This is a genomic window from Streptococcus sanguinis (genome assembly GCF_050220005.1).
Taxonomy (GTDB): Bacteria; Bacillota; Bacilli; order Lactobacillales; family Streptococcaceae; genus Streptococcus; species Streptococcus sanguinis_Z.
Map to the genome: position 1 here is coordinate 526,046 of NZ_CP071413.1, position 25,122 is coordinate 551,167.

Below are 25,122 nucleotides of genomic sequence, written 5' to 3' on the forward strand. Positions count from 1 at the left end.
TATAGTAAGGAAAAAAATGGCGAATATTTTAAAGACTATCATTGAAAATGATAAAGGTGAATTAAGAAAATTAGAAAAAATGGCTGACAAAGTCTTGGCTTATGAAGACGAAATGGCAGCCTTGTCTGATGAAGAACTTCAGGCAAAAACAGAAGAATTCAAGAAACGCTATGCTGATGGTGAAACTTTAGATCAGCTCTTATTTGAAGCTTTTGCGGTTGTCCGTGAAGGAGCTAAGCGAGTGTTGGGCCTTTTCCCTTATAAGGTTCAGGTTATGGGAGGGATCGTTCTCCATCATGGTGACGTTCCAGAGATGCGTACCGGTGAAGGAAAAACCTTGACAGCGACGATGCCAGTTTACTTAAATGCCCTTGCAGGCCAAGGAGTACACGTTGTCACAGTCAACGAATACCTGACTGAGCGTGATGCGACCGAAATGGGTGAACTCTACTCTTGGCTGGGCCTTTCTGTCGGTATCAATCTGGCAGCTAAATCTCCATCTGAGAAGAAAGAAGCATACGCTTGCGACATTACCTATTCAACCAATGCTGAGATTGGCTTTGACTATCTGCGTGATAACATGGTAGTCCGCGCTGAAAACATGGTACAGCGCCCACTCAACTATGCCTTGGTCGATGAGGTGGACTCAATCCTGATTGACGAAGCTCGGACACCATTGATCGTATCCGGACCGGTTTCTTCAGATACCAACCAGCTTTATCATATGGCTGACCATTATGTCAAATCTCTGGATAAGGACGACTACATCATCGATGTTCAGTCTAAGACGATTGGTCTGTCTGACTCAGGTATTGACAAGGCAGAAAGCTACTTCAAGCTGGACAATCTCTATGATATTGAAAATGTTGCCCTGACTCACTTTATTGATAATGCTCTGCGAGCTAACTACATCATGCTCCTTGACATTGACTATGTGGTTAGTGAAGAACAGGAAATTCTGATTGTCGATCAGTTTACCGGTCGGACTATGGAAGGCCGCCGTTACTCTGACGGTCTCCACCAAGCGATTGAAGCCAAAGAAGGTGTGCCGATTCAGGAAGAAACAAAGACTTCTGCTTCCATTACTTATCAGAACCTCTTCCGTATGTATAAGAAGCTGTCCGGCATGACAGGTACAGCTAAGACGGAGGAAGAAGAGTTCCGCGAAACATACAACATTCGTGTTATTCCAATTCCAACCAACCGTCCGGTAGCACGTATTGACCATTCTGACCTGCTCTACCCAAGTATTGATTCTAAGTTTAAGGCAGTTGTTCAGGATGTTAAAGAGCGTCATGAAAAAGGCCAGCCAGTTCTGGTCGGTACCGTCGCGGTTGAAACCAGTGATTATATTTCTAAGAAATTGGTAGAAGCTGGGGTTCCTCACGAAGTTCTTAATGCGAAAAACCACTATAAAGAAGCGCAAATTATCATGAATGCTGGCCAACGTGGGGCGGTTACTATTGCGACCAATATGGCCGGACGGGGAACCGACATCAAGTTAGGTGAAGGTGTTCGCGAACTGGGCGGTCTCTGTGTTATCGGTACAGAGCGCCATGAAAGCCGCCGTATTGACAATCAGCTGCGCGGACGTTCAGGTCGTCAGGGTGATCCAGGTGAGTCACAGTTCTACCTGTCACTGGAAGATGAGCTGATGCGTCGCTTTGGGTCAGAGCGTATTAAAGCCCTCTTGGATCGGATGAACCTTAGCGACGAAGATTCTGTTATCAAGTCTGGCATGCTGACCCGTCAGGTAGAGGCAGCTCAGAAGCGTGTCGAAGGAAATAACTACGATACGCGGAAACAAGTCTTGCAGTATGATGACGTGATGCGTGAGCAACGGGAAATTATCTATGCTGAGCGCCACGATGTCATTACTGCTGACCGTGACCTCAGTCCTGAAATCCAGGCCATGATCAAACGGACTATCAACCGTATCGTTGATGGCAGCAGCCACTCTGATCAGGATGATAAGATTGAAGCAATTTTAAACTTTGCTAAGTATAACTTAGTTTCAGAAGATTCTATTTCTGACAGCGATTTGGAAGGCAAGTCCGACCAAGAAATCAAAGATTATCTGTTTGAACGTGCATTGGAAGTCTACGACAGTCAAATTGCTAAGCTGCGAGACGAAGAAGCAGTGCGTGAATTCCAGAAGGTCTTGATTCTGCGCGTGGTGGACAGCAAGTGGACTGACCATATCGACGCCCTTGACCAGCTGCGCAATGCTGTTGGACTACGTGGTTATGCACAAAATAACCCAGTTGTCGAATACCAAGCAGAGAGCTTCCGTATGTTCAACGACATGATTGGCTCCATCGAATTTGATGTGACTCGTCTGATGATGAAAGCGCAGATTCATGAGCAAGAGCGTCCGCGGACAGAGCGGGCTATCAATACCACAGCTACCCGCAATATCTCTGCCAAGGCGCCAAATATGCCTGAGAATGTAGACCTATCTAACGTAAAGAGAAACGACCCTTGTCCATGTGGCTCTGGCAAGAAGTTCAAGAACTGTCACGGCCGTAAAAAGTAAGCATAAAAGAAGGAGAATAGATGACCTTTAAAGCAACCAGTCAACCCATTGATGTGGCAGAAGTTCGCCAACTTGCTAAGCTAGAAGGCGACATGCTCGCTCGCAAGGAAAAGCGTGACCGAGAGTTAGAAGCAATTCTGCGTGGTCAAGATGACCGCATTCTCTTGGTCATTGGTCCCTGCTCTTCAGATAATGAAGAAGCGGTGCTGGAGTATGCCAAGCGTCTATCTGCTCTCCAAGAAGAAGTAAAAGATCGCATCTTTATGGTCATGCGGGTCTATACTGCCAAGCCTCGGACGAACGGAGATGGCTACAAAGGGCTTATTCATCAGCCTAATGCGACTGCCGCTCCAAGTCTGATTAACGGCATTAAGGCAGTCCGCAATCTGCACTATCGGGTTATTTCTGAGACAGGCATGACCACAGCTGATGAGATGCTCTATCCAGAAAATCTGCCTCTGGTAGATGATTTGATTTCTTACATGGCAGTCGGAGCTCGCTCGGTCGAAGACCAGCAGCACCGCTTTGTGGCTAGTGGGGCAGATCTGCCAACCGGCTTGAAAAATCCGACTTCTGGTAATCTTAATGTCATGTTTAACGGCATCTATGCTGCTCAAAACAAGCAGAGTTTCCTCTTTTCCGGTAAGGAAGTAGAAACATCTGGCAATCCCTTGGCGCATGCCATCTTGCGCGGTGCCCTCAATGAATACGGCAAGAATATTCCCAATTACTATTATGATAACCTGCTGGATACCATTGCCCAGTATGAAAAAATGGGCTTAGAAAATCCCTTTATCATCATTGATACCAATCATGATAACTCTGGTAAGCAGTATCTGGAGCAAGTTCGTATCGTTCGCCAGACGCTGATTAATCGGGACTGGAATGAAAAGATTAAGGCTACCGTGCGTGGCTTTATGATTGAGTCTTATCTGGAAGACGGCCGTCAGGACGAGCCAGAAGTCTTTGGTAAGTCCATTACTGACCCTTGTCTGGGCTGGGCAAATACAGAACAGCTGGTTCGTGAAATTTATGATACATTAGGAAAATAGTATGGCATTTATTGAAAAAGGTCAGAAGATTGACATTGAGCAGATTAAGTCCAGAACCAGACTGACTGGTCAGGCCTTGACTCATAAAAACAAGCGAGACCAAGAACTAGCTGAGATTCTCAGTGGGGAAGACGAGCGTATTCTCTTGGTGATTGGCCCTTGCTCATCGGACAATGAAGAGGCTGTGCTGGAGTATGCTCGCCGCTTATCAGAGCTGCAGAAGAAGGTCGCAGATAAGATTTTTATCGTCATGCGGGTCTATACTGCTAAGCCGCGGACCAATGGAGATGGCTATAAGGGCTTGGTTCACCAGCCAGATACATCTAAAGCGCCTAGTCTTATAAATGGTTTGCAGGCAGTTCGTCAGTTGCACTACCGTGTCATTACAGAGACTGGTCTGACGACAGCTGATGAGATGCTCTATCCGTCCAATCTTGTGCTGGTAGATGACTTGGTCAGCTATCATGCTGTGGGTGCACGCTCAGTTGAAGACCAGGAGCACCGTTTTGTGGCGTCAGGTCTTGATGCCCCGGTAGGCATGAAAAATCCAACTTCTGGCAATCTGGGTGTTATGTTTAACGCTGTCTATGCGGCACAAAATAAGCAGACTTTCCTTTTTCATGGTCAGGAAGTAGAAACCTCTGGGAATCCTTTGGCTCACGTTATTCTGCGTGGGGCAACCAATGAATATGGTAAAAATATCCCAAATTTCTACTATGAGAATATGCTGGATGCCATTTCCTACTACGAAAAGATGGGCTTGGAGAATCCTTTCATCGTCATCGATACCAATCACGATAACTCTGGCAAGCAATATCTGGATCAGATTAGGATTGTGCGTCAGACCTTGCTTAATCGGGATTGGAACGAAAAGATTAAGAGAGCGGTTCGTGGTTTTATGATTGAGTCTTATCTGGAAGACGGCCGGCAAAATGAGCCGGAAGTCTTTGGTAAATCCATCACCGATCCTTGCCTAGGTTGGGACAATACTGTTCAGCTCATTGAAGAAATTTACAACACTTTAGATAAATAAGGAAAATTGAAAGGGACAGTCTTGACCTGTAAAGAGGACTAACTGTCGGGTGAAGACGAACTCAGCTGGCGGCCCAGCTGAGTTTTGTCGCCTTTCCAGAGAATGATATGATAAAAGGACACGGAATTGATATAGAAGAGTTGGCTGCCATTGAGCGAGCCTATCTGAAAAATGCCCGCTTTGCAAAGAAGGTGCTGACAGAGGCGGAGCTTTCTCGTTTTGAGGAGTTATCCGGCAAGCGGAAAATAGAATTTCTAGCTGGCCGTTGGGCTGCCAAGGAGGCTTTTTCTAAAGCTTGGGGAACTGGAATCGGTAAGCTCAGGTTTCAAGATTTGGAGATTTTAAACGACCGTCAGGGAGCACCTTATTTTAGCCGGTCACCTTTTACTGGCAAGGTTTGGATTTCGCTCAGCCATGCTGCTGGCCTAGTTACAGCCAGCGTTATTTTGGAGGAAAATGATGAAAGCTAGTCTGCATAGACCTAGCAAGGCAGTGATTGATTTAGCTGCCATTGCTTTTAATATTAGACAACTGAGTGCCCAACTGCCTCAGACGACTGAGAAATGGGCTGTCGTTAAAGCCAATGCTTATGGCCATGGAGCTATTGAGGTTTCTAGGCATATTGAGCCCCTCGTAGATGGATTTTGTGTGTCTAATATTGATGAAGCCTTGGAGCTGCGCTCAGCGGGCATTGGCAAAAAAATTCTGGTGCTAGGAGTATCAAATCTGGCTGCGCTCCCGCTGGCTAGAAAGGGAAAGGTCTCTCTGACTGTAGCCAGTCTGGAGTGGTTGGATTTAGCTTTAGCTGCGGAAAAAGACTTAACAGGATTGAAGTTTCATATCAAGATTGACTCTGGTATGGGGCGGATTGGTTTTCGAGATAGTCAGGAAGCTCAGGAGGCAATCCATCGCTTGCAGGCTGCTGGGGCTGTCGCGGAGGGAATTTTTACCCACTTTGCAACGGCAGATGAAGCGGAGCACCATAAGTTTGAAGCCCAGCTGGCTCGTTTTCATCAGATCTTATCTGAGCTGGACAGTGTTCCTCCTCTCGTTCACGCTAGTAATTCCGCTACTTCTCTCTGGCATAGCGAGACCGTCCTAAATGCCGTACGGCTGGGTGACATCATTTATGGCCTCAACCCTAGCGGAACTGTTTTAAAACTTCCTTACGAATTCAAGCCAGCTTTGTCTCTGGTCTCAGAATTGGTGCATGTCAAGGAAGTAGAGGCTGGAGCAGATGTTGGCTATGGAGCTACCTATACCAGCAAGTCTCAAGAGTGGATTGGTACCATTCCTTTGGGTTATGCGGATGGCTGGACACGCGATATGCAGGGCTTTGATGTCTTGATTGATGGTCAGCGCTGCCCTATTGTCGGCCGAGTTTCTATGGACCAGATTACAGTGCGCCTGCCTCAGGCTTATCCCCTTGGCACTCCGGTTGTGTTGATTGGAAATAGCGGAGCGGAGACCATTACGGCGACAGATGTGGCAGAAAAGCGTGGCACCATTAACTATGAGGTGGTTTGCTTGATTAGCGACCGTGTACCGAGGGTCTACAAAGACTAAGAAGATTAATGCAGGGAACCGCTTGCAGTATTTGATAATGTTCTAGCTTGGCCCCTGTCTGTGATGTCAGCAGCGCAGCAGTATCAGAACTGAAAGAGGAATTATGAATTTACACCAACCTTTGACGGTTCTGCCTGGTGTGGGACCGAAATCAGCAGAAAAATTTGCCAAGCTGGGTCTAGAGACCTTGCAGGATTTGCTGCTTTATTTTCCTTTTCGTTATGAGGATTTTAAAAGTAAGAATGTCCTAGACTTGGAGGATGGAGAAAAGGCGGTTGTTTCTGGTCAGGTCGTGACTCCGGCTAATGTCCAGTATTATGGGTACAAACGCAATCGCCTGCGCTTTACCATCAAGCAGGGAGAAGTCGCTCTGGCAGTTAATTTCTTTAACCAGCCTTATCTGGCAGACAAGATTGAAGTGGGAGCTAATATAGCTGTCTTTGGCAAGTGGGACAAAGCCAAGGCTAGTCTGACTGGCATGAAACTTCTGGCTCAGGTAGAGGACGACTTGCAGCCTGTCTATCGGCTGGCTCAGGGAATTAGTCAGGCTAGTTTGGTCAAGCTGATTAAGACTGCCTTTGACCAAGGTTTGGACTTGCTCTTAGAGGAAAATCTGCCCCAGCCCCTGCTGGAACGCTACCAGCTAGTGAGCAGAGTGGAGGCTGTGCGGGCTATGCATTTTCCAAAGGACTTGGCGGACTACAAGCAGGCTCTTCGGCGGGTTAAATTTGAAGAACTCTTTTATTTCCAAATGCAGCTGCAGGTCTTGAAGAGAGAAAGCAAGGCTGTCAGCAATGGATTGAAGATTGATTGGCGGTTGGATGCTGTAGCCGAGAAAAAGCAGAGCTTACCTTTTGAGCTGACTTCGGCTCAGGAGCGCAGTCTGACAGAGATTTTGCAGGATTTGCGGTCGCCTGGGCACATGAATCGTCTGCTGCAGGGTGATGTGGGAAGCGGAAAGACAGTAGTCGCTGGTCTGGCTATGTATGCTGTTTATACAGCAGGCTATCAGTCCGCTCTGATGGTTCCAACAGAAATTTTGGCTGAGCAGCATTTTGACAGCCTAGCTCAGCTATTTCCAGAATTGAAGCTGGCCCTGCTAACTGGTGGGATGAAAGCAGCTGAACGTCGGGAGACTTTGGCAGCGATTGAAAAGGGTCAGGTGGACATGATTGTCGGAACCCATGCCCTGATTCAGGAAGGAGTCCGTTACCATGCGTTGGGCTTGGTCATTATTGACGAGCAGCATCGCTTTGGGGTGGAGCAGCGCCGGATTTTACGGGAAAAGGGAGACAATCCTGATGTCCTCATGATGACGGCGACGCCTATTCCCAGAACCCTTGCTATCACAGCATTTGGTGATATGGACGTGTCCATTATTGACCAGATGCCGGCGGGACGCAAACCTATCATCACCCGCTGGGTCAAGCATGAGCAGCTGGAAGTCGTCCTCGACTGGCTGAAAAAAGAGCTCCACAAGGGTGCTCAGGTCTATTTTATTTCTCCTTTGATTGAGGAATCTGAGGCGCTGGATCTTAAGAATGCCATTGCCCTAGAAGAAGAACTAACAGCCTATTTTGGTCAACAGGCCCAAGTGGCTCTGCTTCATGGCAAGATGAAGAGCGAGGAAAAAGAGGCGATTATGCAGGACTTCAAGGAAGGACGGACTGATATTCTGGTCTCTACCACGGTCATTGAGGTCGGAGTCAACGTCCCCAATGCTACGGTGATGGTCATCATGGATGCGGACCGCTTCGGACTCAGCCAGCTTCATCAGCTGAGAGGCCGCGTCGGCCGAGGGAATAAGCAGTCTTATGCCGTCCTTGTTGCCAATCCTAAGACGGAGTCGGGCAAGCGCCGCATGAAAATCATGACTGAGACGACCGATGGTTTCCTGCTGGCTGAGGAGGATCTGAAAATGCGAGGCTCTGGAGAAATCTTTGGCACTCGGCAGTCTGGTATTCCTGAGTTTCAAGTGGCAGACATAGTAGAAGATTATCCGATTTTAGAAGAAGCCAGAAAGGTTGCCAGCCAGATTACAGCTGATCCGAACTGGCGGACAGATCCTAGTTGGCACTTGATTGCTCTTCATTTGGACAAGCGAGATTACCTAGATTAAGAGTTCTTTGGATTAAGTTTCCTGCAAGTTATTTATAAGTAGGCTTTAAGTTTGAGGAATTATACTATTGTCAAATCAAAGAAAGAGGTAGGACCAATGACAATGTAAACATCCCTTAAAATCTTGTAACCAAAGCTTGAAGACTAGAAGACCTGCGAGGTATGAGGCACTCAAAGAAGCAGAATAAATTAGAATTTTTTCATCATAAATCTCCTAACAAATCACAAGCTTCACCCAATCGGTGAAGTTTTTTTGTATTTGATTGAAAAGACTTGTTCATTTCAATTAGTAGATAGAGATTGCTGGACTTCTTTGACTATAAGCTTTTCCTAAGAAATCTATAAGAGATTCTTAAGTTTAGGGCTGTATCCTTATATCCAAGTAAGAACAAAAAGATTAGGGACCAAACTTGAAGCCAAACACTCCAAGAGTTTCGTTTTTGCTCTTAAAGAATTAATGATAAGCGAGGTAAAAGCTATGAAAGTTACAATCAAAGTCCACTATCCGAAGACATTTAAGCAAGCTCAGAAAATGGAGATGACCTATGGTAAGTGAATATATTTTTGAAATTCTAGAGTCTCTGTTTGAGATTATCTTTTAAGTCCGGCGATTCAATGAGGTTTTTCCAGTGTTAGAATATGAAAGAGTCAAAAAAGTGCTAAGCAAACTTAGCACTTTTTGATTTAAAGAAAATAAATAGGGACTTTTTCTCTCAGCCTTCCATATAATCCCGGAGTTCTTGGCCTTTGAGTCCAGCATTCAGGGCGATGAGCAGTTTGATTCTGGCCTTTTGGGCATTGAGCTCTTTGACGAAGAAGACACCAGCCTGGTGCAGCTGAACGCCGCCTCCTTCATAAGCATAGACTGGCTCAGCGATTCCGTTAAAGCAGCGAGAGACCAGAGCAACTGGCAAGCCGGCCGCTATCATATCAGCCAGTTTGTCAGCTACTTCCTTGGGGAGGTTGCCAGCACCGAATGCTTCTATGATGAGGCCGTCTATCTTGTCTAAATCCAGCATGTCCAGAAGCTCTGTCTTCATACCGGCATAAGCTGGAATGATGGGCACCAGACCAGAAATGCTGTTCAAGTCAAAGCGGACCCGAGGCTCCGCTGTCTTAAAATAGAGAATCTCTTGTTTCATAATCAAGCCAAGCGGTCCGTGAGTCGGCGTCTGGAAGGTGCTGACATTGGTCGTGTGGGTTTTGGTTACATACTTAGCAGCATGTGCCTCATCATTCATAACGACAAGCACGCCTTTATCACTGGCTTTTTCATCACTGGCTACCCGCAGGGCTGTCAGGTAGTTATAGACTCCGTCGCTCCCCAGCTCATTGGAACTGCGCATAGCTCCGGTCAGAACGATTGGAATCTTCGGCAACTGCATAGTATCCAGAAAGTAAGCCGTCTCTTCTAAAGTGTCCGTCCCATGAGTAATGACTACTCCGTCAAATTGGTCAGCACTGGCTTTGATTTTTTGATAAAGCTTGAGCATGTGCTGGGGCGTGATATGAGGACTAGGAATATTAAAAAAGTCAATGACTTCCGTCTCAATCCCCTCAAGCGGAACTGTCACATGGTTCATAGGGTTATCAGCATTGGTGACGACAGCCCCAGAGCCGTCAGCCTGCATGGAAATGGTTCCTCCTGTGTGCAGGACCAAGATTTTTTTTGTCATAAATCCTTTTTCTCCTTGTAGTCATAATGCAGAGTTGAAAACTCACATTATGTTTTCATAGAGTTTTCATTTCTGTTGCATGGATATTACTCCAGCTTTTCTTTTCTGCAATTCATGTGATTGTATGTCATTTTTGTGTTATAATTTATTGTATCATAAAAGGAAAGAATGAGAAAATCAATGGAAGTAAAGGCCGTCTTTTTCGATATTGATGGGACACTGGTCAATGACAGTCGAACGGTTTTGAAATCTACAGAAAAGGCTATTCAGAGTTTAAAGGAGCAAGGAATATTGGTCGGTTTGGCAACAGGCCGCGGTCCTTTCTTTGTCAAACCTTTTATGGAGCAATTGGACTTAGACTTTGCTGTGACCTACAATGGCCAGTACATTTTTTCAAGAGACAGAGTGATTTCTGCCAGTCCCATTGACAAGCAGAGTTTGCGGGATTTAATCTCCTATGCTAAGAAGCATCGGAAAGAGATTTCCTTGGGGACGGCTGAGGCTATGCTGGGCTCCAAGATTATGTCCTTCGGCATGAGCCCTTTCTCCCAGTGGACTAGCCGCTTCATCCCTAAGCGAATGGCTCGAACAGTCAGTCACGGTTTTAATAAAGTCATCAGCAAGGCCTTGCCCCAGCATGAAAAAGATCTCCTGCAGCTGATTCAGGAGCCGATTTATCAAGCTTTGATTTTAGCCAGTCCAGAAGAAAGCCGTAAGATTGAAGCAGACTTTCCTGATTTGAAATTTACCCGCAGCAGCCCCTATGCGGTTGATATTATCAATAAAGATACATCTAAGCTAGAGGGGATTCGCCGAGTCGGCAAGGAATATGGTTTTGACATTCATCAGGTCATGGCCTTCGGTGACTCTGACAATGACTTGGAAATGCTATCGGGAGTTGGTCTGTCCATTGCTATGGGAAATGGAACAAGCTCAGTCAAGGAAGTGGCCAAGCATACAACTAGCAGCAATAGTCAGGATGGGATTCACAAGGCTTTGGAGCATTTTGGTATCCTAGCGAGGGAGAAGGTCTTTACCAGCAGCGACCATCACTTTAATAAGGTTAAAGAGTTCCATAGTGTTATGGATGAAAGCACTCAGGAAGAGCCAATTGCTTGGTCGCCTCAGGACGCTCGCTATAGGGCAGGCTTTAAGCTAGAAGAGCTGGTCGAGTTTCTGCGGGCAGCTAGTAACTCAGAGGAAGACTTTGATAGCTCTGTAGCTTATCTCCATCAAGCGCTTGACAAGGCTGCTGACAAGGTTCGCTCCAAGAGTCAGGCTGAGGTTTCTCTAGTCGGTCAGGTAGATGCCCTGATTGATACTCTATACTTCACTTATGGCAGTTTTGTCCTGATGGGAGTAGATCCAGAGCAGCTGTTCGATATTGTCCATCGGGCCAATATGGGCAAAATTTTCCCAGACGGAAAAGCTCACTTTGACCCCGTCACCCATAAAATCCTCAAACCAGATGACTGGGAAGAAAAATACGCTCCCGAAGGAGCTATCAAAGAAGAACTGGAACGACAGATTCATGCTTACCAGCGTACCATAGAGCAGAAAGAATAAACACTTTAAGAGCAGACTATTTCTTGGAAATTTTTTGCTCTTTTTTTATTTTATGGTACAATAAGAAAAAAATGTAGAGGAGAGGACGGATGGATCAATACCAAGTTAAGAGCGACCTATCAACAGCAGCCCGACATGCGACGGCAATCGGAGATGCAAATTTCCTGCAGATGATGGCTATTACTCGAGATTCGCAGACAACCGTTGCTGGAAATTCTAATGCAAATGCAGGGATTTCAAATGTTGAGAGCTTACAAGGGCAGCTCGGGGCACACATTACAAGTATTATTCAGAATGTTCATAGTGTAGCAGCAGAGTTTGAGGACAAGGATGCTATGATTCGTCAAAGTCTGACTACTAACTATTTACCGCCTAAAAAGGAACCGACAGTCACTAAAAAAGATTTAGGTCTGAATACCTTAACTGCTTTGGAGGAATAATCAATGCAGGAAGATAAGCGATGGACTGCCTTGTTGGCCAAGGAGCGGAGGCTTTCTGATCATGAATGGGAACTCTATCAAAAGTTGGGACAGGCAAAAACTCAAGAAGAAGATGTATTATGTCAGTTAGATTCTATGGGGATATGGTTTCATGATTTGTCTTATGATTTCGAAGGAAGTCGATATTACAATAAGGTAGTAGATTATCAGCTAGATTTTTCTCATCGAAGCAGACAGCTAAAACTAGATATAGAGGATCAGATACAAAAATTGCGGAAAGATCATCAAAACGCAGAAAATCAACTAGAAGAAGTCTACCAAGAGAAGCGTGCCTTAGCTGGCGAGGAGTAAGGATGAGTATTGATATGTATTTAGAAGCTGCTCGAACGCAGGCAGAAAGCCTTGGAAGAGCGGTTGAACAATGTTTGGGGCAGAATCTTAAATTAATAAGCGTTTTATCAGCTTTTCATAATGAGGATGAACTAAAAGGTAAAGCGTATGATTCTGCCAAGAATCATGTTGTCGGAACGGTCATACCGATTGTTCAGGGGGTCATTCTCTATGAGGAAGCGATAGCCTTAGCTTGTCAAAATTTTGTCAGTAACTATACGGCAGAAGTAGACGGTAAGAGCTGGCGCCAATCAGAACTGGAAGAGAAAATTCGTTTTGCAGAACAGCAACTGGCAGAGTTGGAACGCAAATCGCAACTCTATGCAAATAATAAGGGTATGTCTATTGTGGATTTCAGTGCTTCCATCGCTGTTGCAGAAAGTGCTAGGCAAGTCTTCCAAGAAATTCTGGATAATTTGCTTACTTTTAATGAGAGTTCGCCAACTATCTTCGCTGAAGCTGAAACGTATTTAGCAGCCGCATCTACCGGCCTATCTCAGGCAGCTCAGAGCTGGGATGCATCTACTCAGACTTATCTTCCTCCTCGCCGAGATGCTGATCTCAGCTGGAAAGGTACCATCAATACTGGATGGACTAAGCGGCAGGAGATGATTGAGGAAGTAAAGAGACAAAATGCCTCAATGACATTAGAGGAGAAGATAGCCAGCCTTTCGCGAGAACATATTGAAAAAGAGTATCCTAGGATTGTAGAGGCATATTGGAATAATGAGATTTTTGACTATCGCTGGCGTGGGAAATTCACTCAAAAGGAGATAAAAGAAGTAGATCTGGTTATTGAGCGCTATAAAAAATCCTTGGAAGAAAGTCCGGGCTTAAGAAAAGATGTTTTAGCCAAGGTAGATCCCTTTTTCAAAGCAAAGATTGACCGTATGAACCAGAAGGAGCTGGAAGAATATTATCCTGGATTAAAATTTAGTCCTATAGCTCCGATTCTAGATCATAACTATTATTCATCCGAAATAGATCAAGCTAATGATATATATTTGGTTGCTCGCTATCAAGAATTGGACAGCCAAAATCCTATCAGCAAACACGATCCTAACTTCGAGCAAAAACGTTTTGAATATATCTCTAGAACGGGCCTTGATCCAGTCACAGGCAAAGAGGCTGATAAGGAACTCCTGAATTATGCCACAAACTATACCAAGTATGCACCAAGTATAAAAGCGGGTTATGACTTCCTAATGGTAGGAACAGCAGCTTGGAGTACTCGGGCTTATAATAAGGATTTACAAACACAAAGGGCGGATGCCCAGATTAATGAGTATTATCAGATTAAGGATGCGGTGAGAAATTCGAGTGTAGGGAGTCAGCCGGTAATGCCGAATGCTGAAATGAATACTAGAGTTTTTACTGAAAAAACCGTTCCGGATTTTGTAACTCGAAACGATAACAATTTCTATGATACTCGAAATTATAAAGGAAACCCTAAAGCTTATATCAATGAGGATGGTTATCTAGTGTCAGTAAATCCTGAGGGAGATCTTCCTATCCATTCTCAAATACGAGGGGGTAATTCTGATCGTACACCTTATATTTCAACAACAGATCCAGAATTCAGTACAACTCCCAAAAATTATGGATCAGATAGGATAAGGATTGATTCCAAGCAAATTCAGCATGATATTGAGACAGGAAAACTTAAAAATGTAGAAGTTATAACACACCAAGAAATAGTTGACCATTTGCAAAAACGAGTTGACCAAGCACAAGTGAGATATAATAAAAATCCAAATGATATAAATACGAGAAGGCTAAATGATGCTAAAAAAGATTTATTAAATACTAAACGTGATGGGGAAGTATTGATAAAAGGAAGTATTCCACCCGAATATTTTACTTTTGAATAAGGAGAAAAAATGACTAGAGAAGAACTTGATAATCTATTTTACAAAGTCCCTAATGGTGTAGACTACGCAGACCTGCTTGAAGAAGTTGACTTAGAAGATGTGCCAGAAGAAACGATTAACAAACTTATCTCTTTATTATCTAGCGATGATGATTTTTTGCGCTATAAAGCTTCTAGGCTTTTAACCATTTGGGGGCTGAAAGAAGGTTTTGATGTGTTGACTCAGATGCTTGTTGAAGGGAAATTGGAAGGCTACATTCCTCATCGGCTATATAGTTATGATGATACAAATCGAATTATATTAGATGCTCTTACTAGCTATTGGGCTAATCAATCAGATATTGGCAATGGTGATAAAGCAAGGCAAGACATATTCCCTTATGTCTGCAAAATTATAGAGCAGGCGGAAAAAGGTTATTATGATCTTTCATATTTTTACTATCTAGTTGAAGATAATGGCTTTTCTGAATATATCCCTTACCTAAAGCACTTTCTATCTGTTATTATGGATAAGCCAGAAGATAATTATTGGCGAATTCATGATACTTTGAAACTGTTTTTAGAGATAGAACCTGATTATGTGGAAAAACTTCTGGAGGAGAAAGGTAAATCACTAGCTGATTTCGGATTGGAGGAAGAGAATGAAGGAAATTAAATTCTATAAGGTAAACGATGCTTACGGTTATATGTCCAATTTTGCTCCTTATCCTTTTTCGGATGGAAATAAAATCTGGCCTACATCGGAACATTATTTCCAGGCTCAGAAATTCTTTGTTCCAGAAATTCAGGAAAAAATCCGCCTGCTGGAGTCACCTATGGATGCTGCTTTGGAGGGACGCAATCGCCAGAATCCGTTACGAAAGGACTGGGAAGATGTCAAGGATGATATTATGCGTTATGCTGTCTGTGAGAAATTCCGTCAAAACCCAGTAATTAAGAAAGATTTATTAGAAACTGGAGATAGTATCATCATTGAACATACGAAAAATGATAGCTACTGGGCTGATGGTGGCGATGGTACAGGAAAAAATATGCTGGGGCAAATTCTGATGGAAGTACGGACAGAACTTCGTTAAATACAAACTACTAACAAAGACAATCTATTCAGTTAGGTTTTAAATTCCCCTAGTTCAGTCTGTAAAGATAAAAAAATCCCGATAAACAGATATATATGTGTTTATTGTCGTAAAAAGTGAAAGGGAGAGATAAATCTTTTGCCCTTTTCCTCTAAGTTTAGAGCTGATTAGCCGCTATTTCACAGATAGTCTGCAGGTTTTGGGCTTAGCTATCCAAGGAGCGACGCAGCTTAGTCAGGTATTGGTAGACAGTGAAGGTAATTACTCTACTGATGGCATAGATATGATGAGTTGGTCTACTAAGATGGAGACTCAGAAGATTCAGACTGTTTCAAAGAGTGATTATCGGACACCACAAGAACAGGCTATAGACAAGGCTGTCAAAGATATGAAGTTATCCGGTGCTGCTGAAATCTATTACCGAAGTAAGCTCACAGAGAATCTGTAGATACCATTAATGGGGCATATTCTAATAAAGTTTTAGCTTATGGAAACACATACATTGGAAAAAGTCGTAATGGATTAAAGATTGAATTGTATATAAGAAAATCTGATGGAAAGATTATCTCGGCATTCCCAATGGAATAAAATGAATTTAGAGGTATGATTAATGGAGAGAATATATTCAGTTGTGGTTTTTGGAAATGAAGAAAATGACATAATGTTAGTTTTGAAGTTTACAGATCAAAAATTTCAATCGCTGTCAGACTTTTTAAATTCTGAGGTTCATAATTTTTACACCCATATTCAAAAAGAATTAGAGGCAGTTGTTACTGGTCAAAAAGAAGAATCAGACTTTGGCGGTAATATGCTAAATATTGATATAGGTAAAGAAGAAACAGAAGTATACTATCAAATGGATGATGAAAGTCTTGGGGAACCTTGCTTTATTTCAACTGATGAACTATATAAATTGGTTTTAGAGTGGAAAGAAATGGAAGAAAAAATGCATAGAGGGGAAGATATTTTTCCTGTGATTTTAGAAGATTGATATAGTATAAAGAATTTTAGGGTAGGATGCTTTTCTTACTCTTTTCGTATCATAATCATCATCCCTCGCATAAACAAAAAAACTAGAGCAGATGTGTAGTGCACATCTGCTCTAGTTTTTATAAAGTCTTTTCTGGGTCTCTGACCACCAGCAAGTCAACCTTGGCGTGGCGCAAGATATATTCGGAGGAAGAGCCGACTAGCAGCCGTTCAAAGGCATTGAGACCGGTAGCACCGACCATGATTAGATCTACCTTATGCTCTTCTGGGATATCTGTAGCCAAGAGAGTCTTGGGATTGCCCATCTCAATGACAATGTCAACATACTTGATACCGGATTTTTGAGCCTTTTCTTTCAGTTCTGCTGTCAGCTTTTTAGCATCTTCCTGTAAGTCCTCGTAAACATCTGCATCAAAGGTTGAGACACTTTGCAAAGCCCGGGTATCAATGACATGGGCGATAGTGAGACGAGAGCCGTTTCGGAGAGCTACGTTAACACCCTTTTCAAAGGCTAGTTCGGATTCGTGAGAACCATCCACAGCAACCATAATGTTTTCATATTTCTGAGTCATAGAGCTACCTCCTCTAAAATGGTTGGCAAAGGACGTCTCATCATTCGCAGAATGATTGGGCTGACCAAAAATCAATCAGTCCATAACGTCCGAGTGATTTGCAACTATTTTCTTGTTTCTATTGTAACCCTTTTCAGAAAAAAAGTAAAGATAAAATGGAAATGCTGTCAGAAAATTGCAAGCTGAGAAAGAGTCCTTTACTTTGAGGAATTAGAAGGAGAATGGCGCTTTGTATCCTAAAATTCTCTTTTTAATTATATGAAAAGTGAGTTTATTTTTTGTTGTCAATCGCTTTTTCTGGTGGTATAATGATAACATTCTGATGAATAGAGGAAAAATAAGAATGAAAGAATTTGACAAGTCCAGCAAGCTGGAACATGTTGCCTATGATATTCGTGGTCCGGTTTTGGATGAAGCTATGCGCATGCGGGCCAATGGCGAAAAGATTCTCCGCCTTAATACAGGGAATCCGGCTGAATTTGGTTTTACCGCTCCAGATGAGGTCATTCATGATTTGATTATGAATGCGCGTGACAGTGAGGGTTACTCTGACTCCAAGGGAATTTTTTCAGCCCGCAAGGCCATTATGCAGTACTGCCAGCTTAAGAATTTTCCTAATGTAGATATTGATGACATTTATCTGGGAAATGGCGTCAGCGAGCTGATTGTCATGTCTATGCAGGGCTTGCTGGATGACGGTGACGAGGTGCTGGTGCCAATGCCAGACTACCCACTCTGGACGGCTGCAGTCAGTCTGGCTGGTGGGAATGCTGTTCACTATGTCTGTGATGAGCAGGCAGAATGGTATCCAGATATTGATGATATCAAGTCAAAAATCACATCTAATACCAAGGCTATCATTATTATCAACCCTAATAATCCTACGGGAGCGCTTTATCCTAAGGAACTTCTGCTAGAAATTGTGGAAATTGCTCGCCAGAACAATCTCATTATCTTTGCGGATGAAATCTATGACCGCATGGTGATGGATGGCAATGTCCACACCCCTGTGGCTAGTCTAGCTCCGGATATCTTCTGTGTCAGCATGAACGGTCTTTCCAAGTCCCACCGTATCGCAGGCTTCCGGGTCGGCTGGATGGTGCTCTCTGGTCCTAAGCATCATGTTAAGGGTTATATCGAAGGATTGAACATGCTCTCCAACATGCGCCTATGCTCCAATGTCTTGGCTCAGCAAGTCGTCCAAACCTCACTTGGCGGTCATCAATCTGTGGATGAACTGCTTTTGCCAGGTGGCCGTATCTATGAGCAGCGTAATTTCATCTATCAGGCTATTCAGGACATCCCGGGGCTATCAGCTGTAAAACCTAAAGCTGGTCTCTATATTTTCCCGAAAATTGACCGGAATATGTATCGCATTGACGATGATGAGCAGTTTGTGCTCAATTTCCTCAAGCAGGAAAAAGTCCTCCTCGTCCATGGACGAGGCTTTAACTGGAAAGACCCAGATCATTTCCGAATCGTTTATCTGCCTCGAGTAGATGAGCTAGCTCAAATCCAAGAAAAAATGACGCGCTTCTTGCGCCAATATCGCCGTTAATAAGCGGATGCTACAAAAAGGCTGGACAAAGTTCCGGCCTTTTTCTTATCTATCTTACATATTTTTTAGTCCAATGACTGTCTTTAAATTGCAAAAATAAAAAAATTAAGATGCTCTGGAAACCGAATTTGAGGTCGATTGGTAAAAATTATAGGTGGTTTTACCGACATTTTTTAGGATTTTGTCCAACATTTTTTATGTATCTGTCCAAAAATGCTTAAAAAAATGTGTTAGCGTCTTCCTTCCAGAAGACAAACATGGTAGAATGTGTTTGTCAATGTTTTTAACAATGATGAAAAAGTGGAGGAGATTATATTGACAATGAAAAAGACACTTAGTGCTTTTTCTGTCAGTGCAGCGGCATTGTCTTTGGTGCTCGCAGAAGGAGTTCAGGCTGATCAATTAGTTGATAATCAGTCTTATTCTGATGCGCCCGTTAGTCAAAGCCAACCACAGGCAGAAAACGCACAGAAGGATGAATCTGTTTCGAAAGAACAGGTAGACGCTGCTCAGGCTCTTGTACAAGAAGCCGACAGCAATGTTGCACAAGGGAAAGCTGATTTGGCTCAGGCTCAGGCAAATACTGCTGCGGCTCAAAGTCAGGTCGAGCAAGCACAAGCTGAAGCTAACCGGGCACAGGAGACAGCTGATAAAGCTGGTCCGGAAGCTATTGAAACAGCTAAGCAAGAAGAGAGCAATCAAAAAGCTCAATTGGACAGCAACAAGTCAGAACTGGCTAAAGCTGACCAAGCAACCAAGACGGCTGAAGCTGAGCGCGATGCTCAGGCAGCCAAGACTAAAGAAGCTCAAGAGCAAGCGAAAACTCAAGAAGGTCGCCTTGCTAAAGCGCAAAATGACGTGAAGGAAGCTCAGGCTAACCTAAGCGGTGAAGCTACAGCTAAGGCAGAAAAGAATGTGAAAGCAGCCCAAGATAAGGTGGCAGCTGACCAGTCTGCTGTTGAAACAGCTCAAGCAAAAGTAGCTACAGCTCGTCAGACTGACAGTCAGAAGCAGGCTGAGGTTGCAAAAGCTCAGACCAACCAGACTCAGGCTAAGACGGCTCGTGATGCTTCTCAGAAGAACTTGCAGGATAAAACTGCTGCAGCTGAGAAGACCCAGTCAGACTTGAACCAAGCTCAACAGGCTTTGAAAAAGGCTCAAGCTGGAACGATTACTACTGAAGCTTCTAGCAATAAAAACCGTGTGTCTATGACTCCAGAATACATTGCAGCCTTGAGAGAGCTAATTACACCAAATTTATCAGAGCAAAAAACTAATGAGATTCAAAAGAGATTGGCTGCACTTAATGCCAGTGCTAAGGCTCTCAACCGTTATGTAGCAGATCCTACAGATAGCAAAGCTTTGATTGATACCAACAATATTCCACAGAATGTTCGTCAGGAACTTTCACAGTTTGCTTCAGAACTCATCAACCAGCTGCGTGCTCAGATGGGAACAGGTGAAGTAGTTGTGACACCGTCTTCAATTGATTTCGCTGATAAAGTGGCAACAGAATACCGCAAAGACAACTGGAACTGGGATTTGATGGAGAAATACCATCACGACGCTCGAGGAATTAACCGCGTAGCGCGTGAATATGGTTTAATGACCACAAGTGCTGAGCAAGAGAGCAAAGGTCTCCAGTATTATGAAAACGCTTATATTTGGAGAGAAAAAGCTGGCCAAATGAGTGTGGCTGAAATGAAGAGACGAATCTATGATTCTGTTGTTGAATTCATGTTTAATGGCTATGAATGGCTGCATGCTACATCAATCTCTGGTCTCAATACTGGTCGCCAGAAAAACTATCTGGGTGTTGATTTCTCAATGGAAAGCGACATCACTATGGCTCATTTCACCATGGTGTCAGAAGATCAGGTCAAATATGCCAGCAAAAAGAACTTCAATGCCAGCCCGATTACAGGCAAAGTTGCAACAGCAAAAGTAGATCCGCAGGAAGTAGCTAAGGCTCAAACTGCCTATGACTCTGCCTTCAAGGCTAATCAACTGGCTCTGGCGTCTAAGGGAGTTGCTCAAACCACTTACAATCGGAAGGCTGCAGCCTTAGAGCAAGCCAATCAGCAACTGGCTCAGGCCCAAGCTCAAGCAGGTGAGTCAGCAACTGCTCAGGCCCAAGCAGCTCTTGCTGAAGCTCAAGAGAAGTTGGCAGCTGATCAAGCGGCTTTAGCAGCAGCACAAGCAGCCCTGCAAAACTCAAACTTGGATGACAAGACCAAAGCAGAGAAATTAACTCAGGCCCAAGCAGCTCTGACTGCTGTTCAAGCGACAGTTGCCGCAGCTCAAGAAGCTCTAAAAACTGAATCAGATAAGTTGGCTCAGCTAGACGCAGCTTTGAATGCAGCAAAAGAAAGAAAGACTACTCTTGAAAAAGCTGTTACAGATGCTGAAGCAGCTTTGCAAATGGCTAAAGAGTCATTGTCAAATCTTGAAAATGCAGAAGAAAACTTGGAACAGGCTAAAACTAAACTAGCCGCAGCTCAGGCTGCTTACCAAGCAGCTCTTACAGCTCAAACAGATCAAGAAGCAAAAGTAGCAGTTTTAACTGCGGTTCAAGCACAAGCTAAGGCGACATACGACTTGCTAGCTCAAACATATGCTGAGCAAAATAAGGAAGAAGATATTCGTTATTATCAGTCTGTTTTGGCTCACACAGAGGAGCGCTTCGCTCGCTCTCCGCTTACTGGACAAGTAGGAGATCCTCAGCATACAGCTCTTGGAACTACTGGAAATGCTGGAAGTGCTAGCCCTGTAAACCATAAACAGGCAGTTGCTTCAGGTCATGTCTTGCCTAAGACAGGAGAAAACTCTTCTTGGCTTCTTCTGGCAGGCCAAATGCTTCTGCTCATGGCTATGAAATTGTTCTACAAGAAACGTTCTCTTGATTAGAAAGAACAAAAGCAATCAAAAACAGTCAAATTCTTGACTGTTTTTTGTTTAATATGACTTGATATATCAAGTCATATACTTGAAAAATTCTTTATTTTATAGAATTGTATGTAATTGTTTTTCAATAAAAAATTTTCAGATAATTATTGAAATTTCACTGCTTTTATGTTACAATGAAGCTAATAAATATGAGGTAAAAATATGGCCAATTTACTAGAAAAAACACGAAAAATTACGTCTATTTTGAAGCGCTCGGAGGAGCAGATGCAGGAAGAACTGCCCTACAATGCTATTACGCGTCAGTTGGCTGATATTATCCACTGCAATGCCTGCATTGTCAACAGCAAGGGCCGTCTTTTAGGCTATTTCATGCGCTACAAGACCAATAATGATCGAGTGGAAGCTTTTTTCCAGGATAAGAATTTCCCAGAGGAATACGTTCACGAAGCTAATCTGGTCTATGAAACGGAGGCTAATCTGCCTGTTGAGCATGATCTGACGATTTTCCCAGTGGAGACCAAGGATGATTTTCCAGATGGGCTGACCACCATTGCTCCTATTCATGTGTCAGGGATTCGTCTGGGTTCATTGATTATCTGGCGCAATGACAAGGAATTTGCGGACGATGATCTGATTTTGATTGAGATTGCCAGCACAGTGGTTGGTATCCAGCTGCTTAACTTCCAGCGGGAAGAGGATGAGAAAAATATCCGACGCCGGACAGCAGTGACCATGGCAGTCAATACTCTGTCTTACTCAGAACTGAGAGCTGTTTCAGCTATTCTGGGCGAGCTCAATGGCAATGAAGGCCAGCTGACAGCGTCTGTCATTGCTGATCGTATTGGGATTACCCGCTCAGTGATTGTCAATGCCTTGCGTAAGCTGGAAAGTGCTGGGATTATTGAAAGCCGTTCGCTGGGGATGAAAGGAACTTATCTGAAAGTGCTGATTCCCGATGTCTTTGATGAAATTAAAAAGAGGGACTACTAATGGCTAAAGCACTGATTTCCATTGATTATACAGTTGATTTTGTCGCAGATGAGGGCAAGTTGACAGCAGGAGCGCCAGCTCAGGCGATTTCTGAAGCCATTGCTCAAGTAACAAAGGCGGCTTTTGAGCGAGGAGATTATATCTTCTTTGCTATTGATGCTCATGATGAGAATGATGCCTTTCACCCTGAGAGCAAGCTGTTCCCGCCTCATAACATTAAAGGGACTAGCGGTCGCAATCTTTATGGTCCTTTGGCTGATTTTTATGAGAAGCATCAAGCAGACTCTCGGATCTTTTGGATGGATAAGCGTCATTATTCTGCTTTTTCCGGTACAGATTTAGATATTCGATTGCGAGAAAGAAAGATAGATACAGTCATTTTGACTGGAGTCTTGACGGATATTTGCGTCTTGCATACAGCGATTGATGCCTATAATCTTGGTTATCAGATTCAGGTGGTAGAGCCGGCAGTGGCTTCTCTGTCAGAGGAAAATCACAAATTTGCCTTAAACCACTTGCAAAATGTCCTGGGTTCGACTATAATAGATACAATTTAAAAGTAAAAGAGAAGCAGAGTAGGCTTGCTGACTTGCACAGAGAGTGCTGATAGCTGAGAGCAGCACCAAGAAAGCAAAAAACGAAGAACATGTTTCGTAATCTTTTGTGTGATTAAGCACAAACGTCGCTCACGTTACGAGCTCAGAGGCTGCCTTTTAGGGCGGCGAATAACAGTGGTACCACGGCTTTCGTCTGTTTTAGAGACGGAAGCTTTTTATTTTGTAGTAGATCCAGTGAAGATGATAAAAGAATGCTTCAAATATCCTTGACAGCAGGGCGGAGCTACAAATTGATTTGAGAGGGAAAGAACATGAAAGAAATTTTTATCGGAAACTATGGTTTAGAGCAGGTCGGACAGACCATGACCGCAACTGGCTGGGTGGCCAATATCCGCAATCACGGCAAGCTAGCCTTTATCGAGCTGCGAGATCGCGAGGGCTTGCTTCAGGTCTTCGTTGGCGGTGAGATTGAAGATTTTGCTAAGCTGGAAGACATTGGCAAAGAGGATGTTATTGCAGTGACAGGGCAAGTAGTTCAGCGGGAAGAGCGTTTTGTTAACAAGACTATCAAGTCTGGTCAGGTTGAGCTGAGGGCAGAGAAGATTGAGCTTATTGCTAGCAGCAAGGCCCTGCCTTTTGAGCTGGACCAGCATGCCCATACAGGGGAAGACCTGCGTCAGAAATACCGCTATCTGGACTTGCGCCGTGAGAAGATGACACATAACCTCAAACTGCGCCATCAGGTCACCTCAACCATTCGGGAATATTTGAATGGTTTGGACTTTTTGGAAGTGGAGACGCCTTATCTGACCAAGTCAACTCCTGAAGGTGCTAGAGACTTCTTGGTTCCTAGTCGGGTCTATAAAAATCAATTCTACGCGCTGCCTCAGAGCCCGCAGATGCTCAAGCAGTTACTGATGGGAGCTGGTCTCGAGCGCTATTATCAGATTGTTCGTTGCTTCCGTGACGAAGACTTGCGGGGCGATCGTCAGCCAGAGTTTACCCAGATGGACTTAGAGCTGAGTTTTGCCAGCGAGGAAGAAATCAGAGATCTGGTTGAAGCCATGCTCAAGGCTGTTGTCAAGAAAACTCATGGTTTAGAGCTGACGGAAGCTTTTCCGACTATCAGCTATGAAGAGGCTATGAGCCGCTTCGGCTCTGATAAACCAGATACGCGCTTTGGTTTAGAGCTGAAGAGTTTGACGGATTTGTGCCAAGCAAATGATTCGCTTCTCATCAAGAAAGCCTTGGACAACCAAGAGGAAGTGATGGGAATCTGTGTTCCAGATGCGGCTAGTGCTTTTAGCAAGAAACAGCTGAGTCACTACTATCAGGAAATGAAGGAATTTGGTTGTAGCTGTTTTGCCAGTCTAAAGGTTGAGAATGGCCAGTTGGTTGGTGATTTGGCTAGCACCTTTGAGGCTGAGAGTCAGGATTTACTAGCACTTTTTGAGGCCAAGGATGGAGATTTGATTCTGCTAGTCATGGCTAAGAAGCGTCGGGCTCAGGAAGCTTTGGGACATCTGCGCATAGAAGTCGCAAAAGCTTTGGATTTGATTGACCCGAGTCTGCTTCATTTCCTCTGGGTTGTGGATTGGCCGCTGCTGGAGTGGAATGAAGACCAAAACCGCTATCAAGCCATGCACCATCCTTTCACACAGGGGATTTTTGAAGATGGACAGGAGCCAGATCAATTCCGCAGCCACGCTTACGACATCGTCTTGAATGGCTATGAGATTGGCGGAGGGAGTCTGCGGATTCATGATCGAAAAGCTCAGGAAGCGATGTTTGAGCTATTGGGCATGAGCCGGGAAGACTATGAGCGGGACTTTGGTTTCTTTCTAGAAGCCTTAGAATACGGCTTCCCACCACACGGCGGCTTGGCTCTAGGCTTAGATCGCTTGGTTATGATTTTGGCTGGGGAAGAAAATATCCGCCAAGTCATCGCTTTTCCGAAAAATGGTACTGGCTTTGATCCTATGCTGGAAAGTCCAAGTTTGGTGGACCAAAGACAGCTCAAAGAACTGCATTTGGAATTGAAGAATTAGCCTGAAATATGGTAAAATGAAATGATGCGAATTCCTGAAGAATAGCAGGAAGAAGCTGAAGAAAAGAGCTAGTGGATGCCAAATAAATCAGTGTCTCTAGCTTGTCAAAGTAAAGGTGAGCTGAAGCTTGGAAATAAAGATATCATCTAGAAATTGTTATTTTCAGTCGCTAAAGCT

21 protein-coding genes are annotated in these 25,122 nt (G+C 44.0%); 19 read left to right on the forward strand and 2 right to left on the reverse strand.

Translation table 11 applies throughout. The features are described 5' to 3' along the window. The first annotated feature begins 16 nt into the window (after nt 1-16). The 6 genes from secA to recG all read left to right on the forward strand — a co-directional run bounded on the left by secA (nt 17) and on the right by recG (nt 8,306). Nucleotides 17-2,536: a preprotein translocase subunit SecA gene (secA, locus tag J1C86_RS02695; protein ID WP_125407357.1), complete on the forward strand. Its 2,520-nt coding sequence runs from the start codon at nt 17-19 to the stop codon at nt 2,534-2,536. A 20-nt stretch (nt 2,537-2,556) separates the two neighbouring features. Continuing rightward, a complete protein-coding gene (locus J1C86_RS02700; protein ID WP_002919532.1) occupies nt 2,557-3,588 on the forward strand; it encodes a 3-deoxy-7-phosphoheptulonate synthase in 1,032 nt (343 codons plus the stop codon). Between the two features lies 1 nt (nt 3,589). Next, on the forward strand, nt 3,590-4,621 hold the full coding sequence (locus J1C86_RS02705; RefSeq protein WP_125408813.1) for a 3-deoxy-7-phosphoheptulonate synthase: 1,032 nt from the start codon (nt 3,590-3,592) through the stop codon (nt 4,619-4,621). A gap of 107 nt (nt 4,622-4,728) precedes the next feature. Next, on the forward strand, nt 4,729-5,091 hold the full coding sequence (acpS, locus tag J1C86_RS02710) for a holo-ACP synthase (protein WP_002896329.1): 363 nt from the start codon (nt 4,729-4,731) through the stop codon (nt 5,089-5,091). Beyond that, nucleotides 5,081-6,187 carry an alanine racemase gene (alr, locus tag J1C86_RS02715; RefSeq protein WP_312022612.1) on the forward strand — a complete coding sequence of 369 codons (1,107 nt, stop codon included), beginning with the start codon at nt 5,081-5,083 and terminating at the stop codon, nt 6,185-6,187. Before acpS ends, alr begins: the two co-directional genes overlap by 11 nt. 103 nt (nt 6,188-6,290) lie before the next feature. Further along, complete coding sequence (gene recG / locus J1C86_RS02720) at nt 6,291-8,306, forward strand: ATP-dependent DNA helicase RecG (protein WP_125407351.1); 2,016 nt, start codon at nt 6,291-6,293, stop codon at nt 8,304-8,306. Nucleotides 8,307-9,018: 712 nt separating this feature from the next. On the opposite strand, the gene J1C86_RS02725 is transcribed toward recG, so the two are convergent. After that, on the reverse strand, nt 9,019-9,981 hold the full coding sequence (locus J1C86_RS02725; RefSeq protein WP_125407348.1) for an asparaginase: 963 nt from the start codon (nt 9,979-9,981) through the stop codon (nt 9,019-9,021). 180 nt (nt 9,982-10,161) lie between these two features. Between J1C86_RS02725 and J1C86_RS02730 the strand changes: the two genes are divergently transcribed. The 8 genes from J1C86_RS02730 to J1C86_RS02765 all read left to right on the forward strand — a co-directional run bounded on the left by J1C86_RS02730 (nt 10,162) and on the right by J1C86_RS02765 (nt 16,314). Then, nucleotides 10,162-11,547 carry a Cof-type HAD-IIB family hydrolase gene (locus J1C86_RS02730; protein ID WP_125407524.1) on the forward strand — a complete coding sequence of 462 codons (1,386 nt, stop codon included), beginning with the start codon at nt 10,162-10,164 and terminating at the stop codon, nt 11,545-11,547. 89 nt (nt 11,548-11,636) lie between these two features. Continuing rightward, nucleotides 11,637-11,987 (forward strand): TIGR04197 family type VII secretion effector, encoded by a 351-nt coding sequence (locus tag J1C86_RS02735; protein ID WP_002932347.1) that lies wholly within the window; start codon nt 11,637-11,639, stop codon nt 11,985-11,987. 3 nt (nt 11,988-11,990) lie between these two features. Further along, nucleotides 11,991-12,338, forward strand: a complete 348-nt coding sequence (locus tag J1C86_RS02740) for a DUF3958 family protein (RefSeq protein ID WP_125407345.1) — start codon at nt 11,991-11,993, stop codon at nt 12,336-12,338. A 2-nt stretch (nt 12,339-12,340) separates the two neighbouring features. Next, on the forward strand, nt 12,341-14,248 hold the full coding sequence (locus J1C86_RS02745; RefSeq protein ID WP_260468002.1) for an LXG domain-containing protein: 1,908 nt from the start codon (nt 12,341-12,343) through the stop codon (nt 14,246-14,248). Between the two features lie 9 nt (nt 14,249-14,257). Next, on the forward strand, nt 14,258-14,902 hold the full coding sequence (locus tag J1C86_RS02750) for a hypothetical protein (protein ID WP_125407342.1): 645 nt from the start codon (nt 14,258-14,260) through the stop codon (nt 14,900-14,902). Beyond that, complete coding sequence (locus J1C86_RS02755) at nt 14,889-15,323, forward strand: NADAR family protein (protein WP_125407339.1); 435 nt, start codon at nt 14,889-14,891, stop codon at nt 15,321-15,323. Before J1C86_RS02750 ends, J1C86_RS02755 begins: the two co-directional genes overlap by 14 nt. A 199-nt stretch (nt 15,324-15,522) precedes the next feature. Then, complete coding sequence (locus tag J1C86_RS02760) at nt 15,523-15,771, forward strand: hypothetical protein (RefSeq protein WP_260468003.1); 249 nt, start codon at nt 15,523-15,525, stop codon at nt 15,769-15,771. A gap of 162 nt (nt 15,772-15,933) precedes the next feature. Further along, on the forward strand, nt 15,934-16,314 hold the full coding sequence (locus J1C86_RS02765) for a hypothetical protein (protein WP_125356144.1): 381 nt from the start codon (nt 15,934-15,936) through the stop codon (nt 16,312-16,314). 118 nt (nt 16,315-16,432) lie between these two features. Here J1C86_RS02765 and J1C86_RS02770 read toward each other — a convergent pair whose 3' ends face one another. Then, nucleotides 16,433-16,885, reverse strand: a complete 453-nt coding sequence (locus tag J1C86_RS02770; protein WP_002896311.1) for a universal stress protein — start codon at nt 16,883-16,885, stop codon at nt 16,433-16,435. A gap of 343 nt (nt 16,886-17,228) precedes the next feature. Between J1C86_RS02770 and J1C86_RS02775 the strand changes: the two genes are divergently transcribed. The 5 genes from J1C86_RS02775 (at nt 17,229) to aspS (ending at nt 24,945) form a co-directional block, all read left to right on the forward strand. Continuing rightward, nucleotides 17,229-18,443 (forward strand): pyridoxal phosphate-dependent aminotransferase, encoded by a 1,215-nt coding sequence (locus J1C86_RS02775; RefSeq protein ID WP_072073522.1) that lies wholly within the window; start codon nt 17,229-17,231, stop codon nt 18,441-18,443. Nucleotides 18,444-18,764: 321 nt separating this feature from the next. Continuing rightward, complete coding sequence (locus J1C86_RS02780) at nt 18,765-21,350, forward strand: SEC10/PgrA surface exclusion domain-containing protein (RefSeq protein ID WP_125408814.1); 2,586 nt, start codon at nt 18,765-18,767, stop codon at nt 21,348-21,350. 201 nt (nt 21,351-21,551) lie between these two features. Further along, the gene (codY, locus tag J1C86_RS02785; RefSeq protein ID WP_125408815.1) at nt 21,552-22,340 is read left to right on the forward strand and encodes a GTP-sensing pleiotropic transcriptional regulator CodY; all 789 of its coding nucleotides are present in this window, start codon (nt 21,552-21,554) and stop codon (nt 22,338-22,340) included. Beyond that, nucleotides 22,340-22,897 carry a cysteine hydrolase family protein gene (locus J1C86_RS02790; protein WP_125408816.1) on the forward strand — a complete coding sequence of 186 codons (558 nt, stop codon included), beginning with the start codon at nt 22,340-22,342 and terminating at the stop codon, nt 22,895-22,897. The genes codY and J1C86_RS02790 overlap by 1 nt, the downstream gene beginning before the upstream one ends. A gap of 311 nt (nt 22,898-23,208) precedes the next feature. Beyond that, entirely contained in the window at nt 23,209-24,945 is a 1,737-nt protein-coding gene (aspS, locus tag J1C86_RS02795; protein WP_125408817.1) for an aspartate--tRNA ligase, read from the forward strand. Nucleotides 24,946-25,122: the final 177 nt, after the last annotated feature.

Coding starts and splice junctions, on each gene's coding strand:
- J1C86_RS02770 (WP_002896311.1), bottom strand. CDS start 16,885: ATGACTCAGAAATATGAAAACATTATGGTTGCTGTGGATGGTTCTCAC.
- J1C86_RS02725 (WP_125407348.1), bottom strand. CDS start 9,981: ATGACAAAAAAAATCTTGGTCCTGCACACAGGAGGAACCATTTCCATG.
- J1C86_RS02745 (WP_260468002.1), top strand. CDS start 12,341: ATGAGTATTGATATGTATTTAGAAGCTGCTCGAACGCAGGCAGAAAGC.
- J1C86_RS02740 (WP_125407345.1), top strand. CDS start 11,991: ATGCAGGAAGATAAGCGATGGACTGCCTTGTTGGCCAAGGAGCGGAGG.
- secA (WP_125407357.1), top strand. CDS start 17: ATGGCGAATATTTTAAAGACTATCATTGAAAATGATAAAGGTGAATTA.
- aspS (WP_125408817.1), top strand. CDS start 23,209: ATGAAAGAAATTTTTATCGGAAACTATGGTTTAGAGCAGGTCGGACAG.
- acpS (WP_002896329.1), top strand. CDS start 4,729: ATGATAAAAGGACACGGAATTGATATAGAAGAGTTGGCTGCCATTGAG.
- recG (WP_125407351.1), top strand. CDS start 6,291: ATGAATTTACACCAACCTTTGACGGTTCTGCCTGGTGTGGGACCGAAA.
- J1C86_RS02705 (WP_125408813.1), top strand. CDS start 3,590: ATGGCATTTATTGAAAAAGGTCAGAAGATTGACATTGAGCAGATTAAG.
- J1C86_RS02765 (WP_125356144.1), top strand. CDS start 15,934: ATGGAGAGAATATATTCAGTTGTGGTTTTTGGAAATGAAGAAAATGAC.
- J1C86_RS02790 (WP_125408816.1), top strand. CDS start 22,340: ATGGCTAAAGCACTGATTTCCATTGATTATACAGTTGATTTTGTCGCA.
- J1C86_RS02755 (WP_125407339.1), top strand. CDS start 14,889: ATGAAGGAAATTAAATTCTATAAGGTAAACGATGCTTACGGTTATATG.
- J1C86_RS02735 (WP_002932347.1), top strand. CDS start 11,637: ATGGATCAATACCAAGTTAAGAGCGACCTATCAACAGCAGCCCGACAT.
- alr (WP_312022612.1), top strand. CDS start 5,081: ATGAAAGCTAGTCTGCATAGACCTAGCAAGGCAGTGATTGATTTAGCT.
- codY (WP_125408815.1), top strand. CDS start 21,552: ATGGCCAATTTACTAGAAAAAACACGAAAAATTACGTCTATTTTGAAG.
- J1C86_RS02780 (WP_125408814.1), top strand. CDS start 18,765: ATGAAAAAGACACTTAGTGCTTTTTCTGTCAGTGCAGCGGCATTGTCT.
- J1C86_RS02730 (WP_125407524.1), top strand. CDS start 10,162: ATGGAAGTAAAGGCCGTCTTTTTCGATATTGATGGGACACTGGTCAAT.
- J1C86_RS02775 (WP_072073522.1), top strand. CDS start 17,229: ATGAAAGAATTTGACAAGTCCAGCAAGCTGGAACATGTTGCCTATGAT.
- J1C86_RS02700 (WP_002919532.1), top strand. CDS start 2,557: ATGACCTTTAAAGCAACCAGTCAACCCATTGATGTGGCAGAAGTTCGC.
- J1C86_RS02750 (WP_125407342.1), top strand. CDS start 14,258: ATGACTAGAGAAGAACTTGATAATCTATTTTACAAAGTCCCTAATGGT.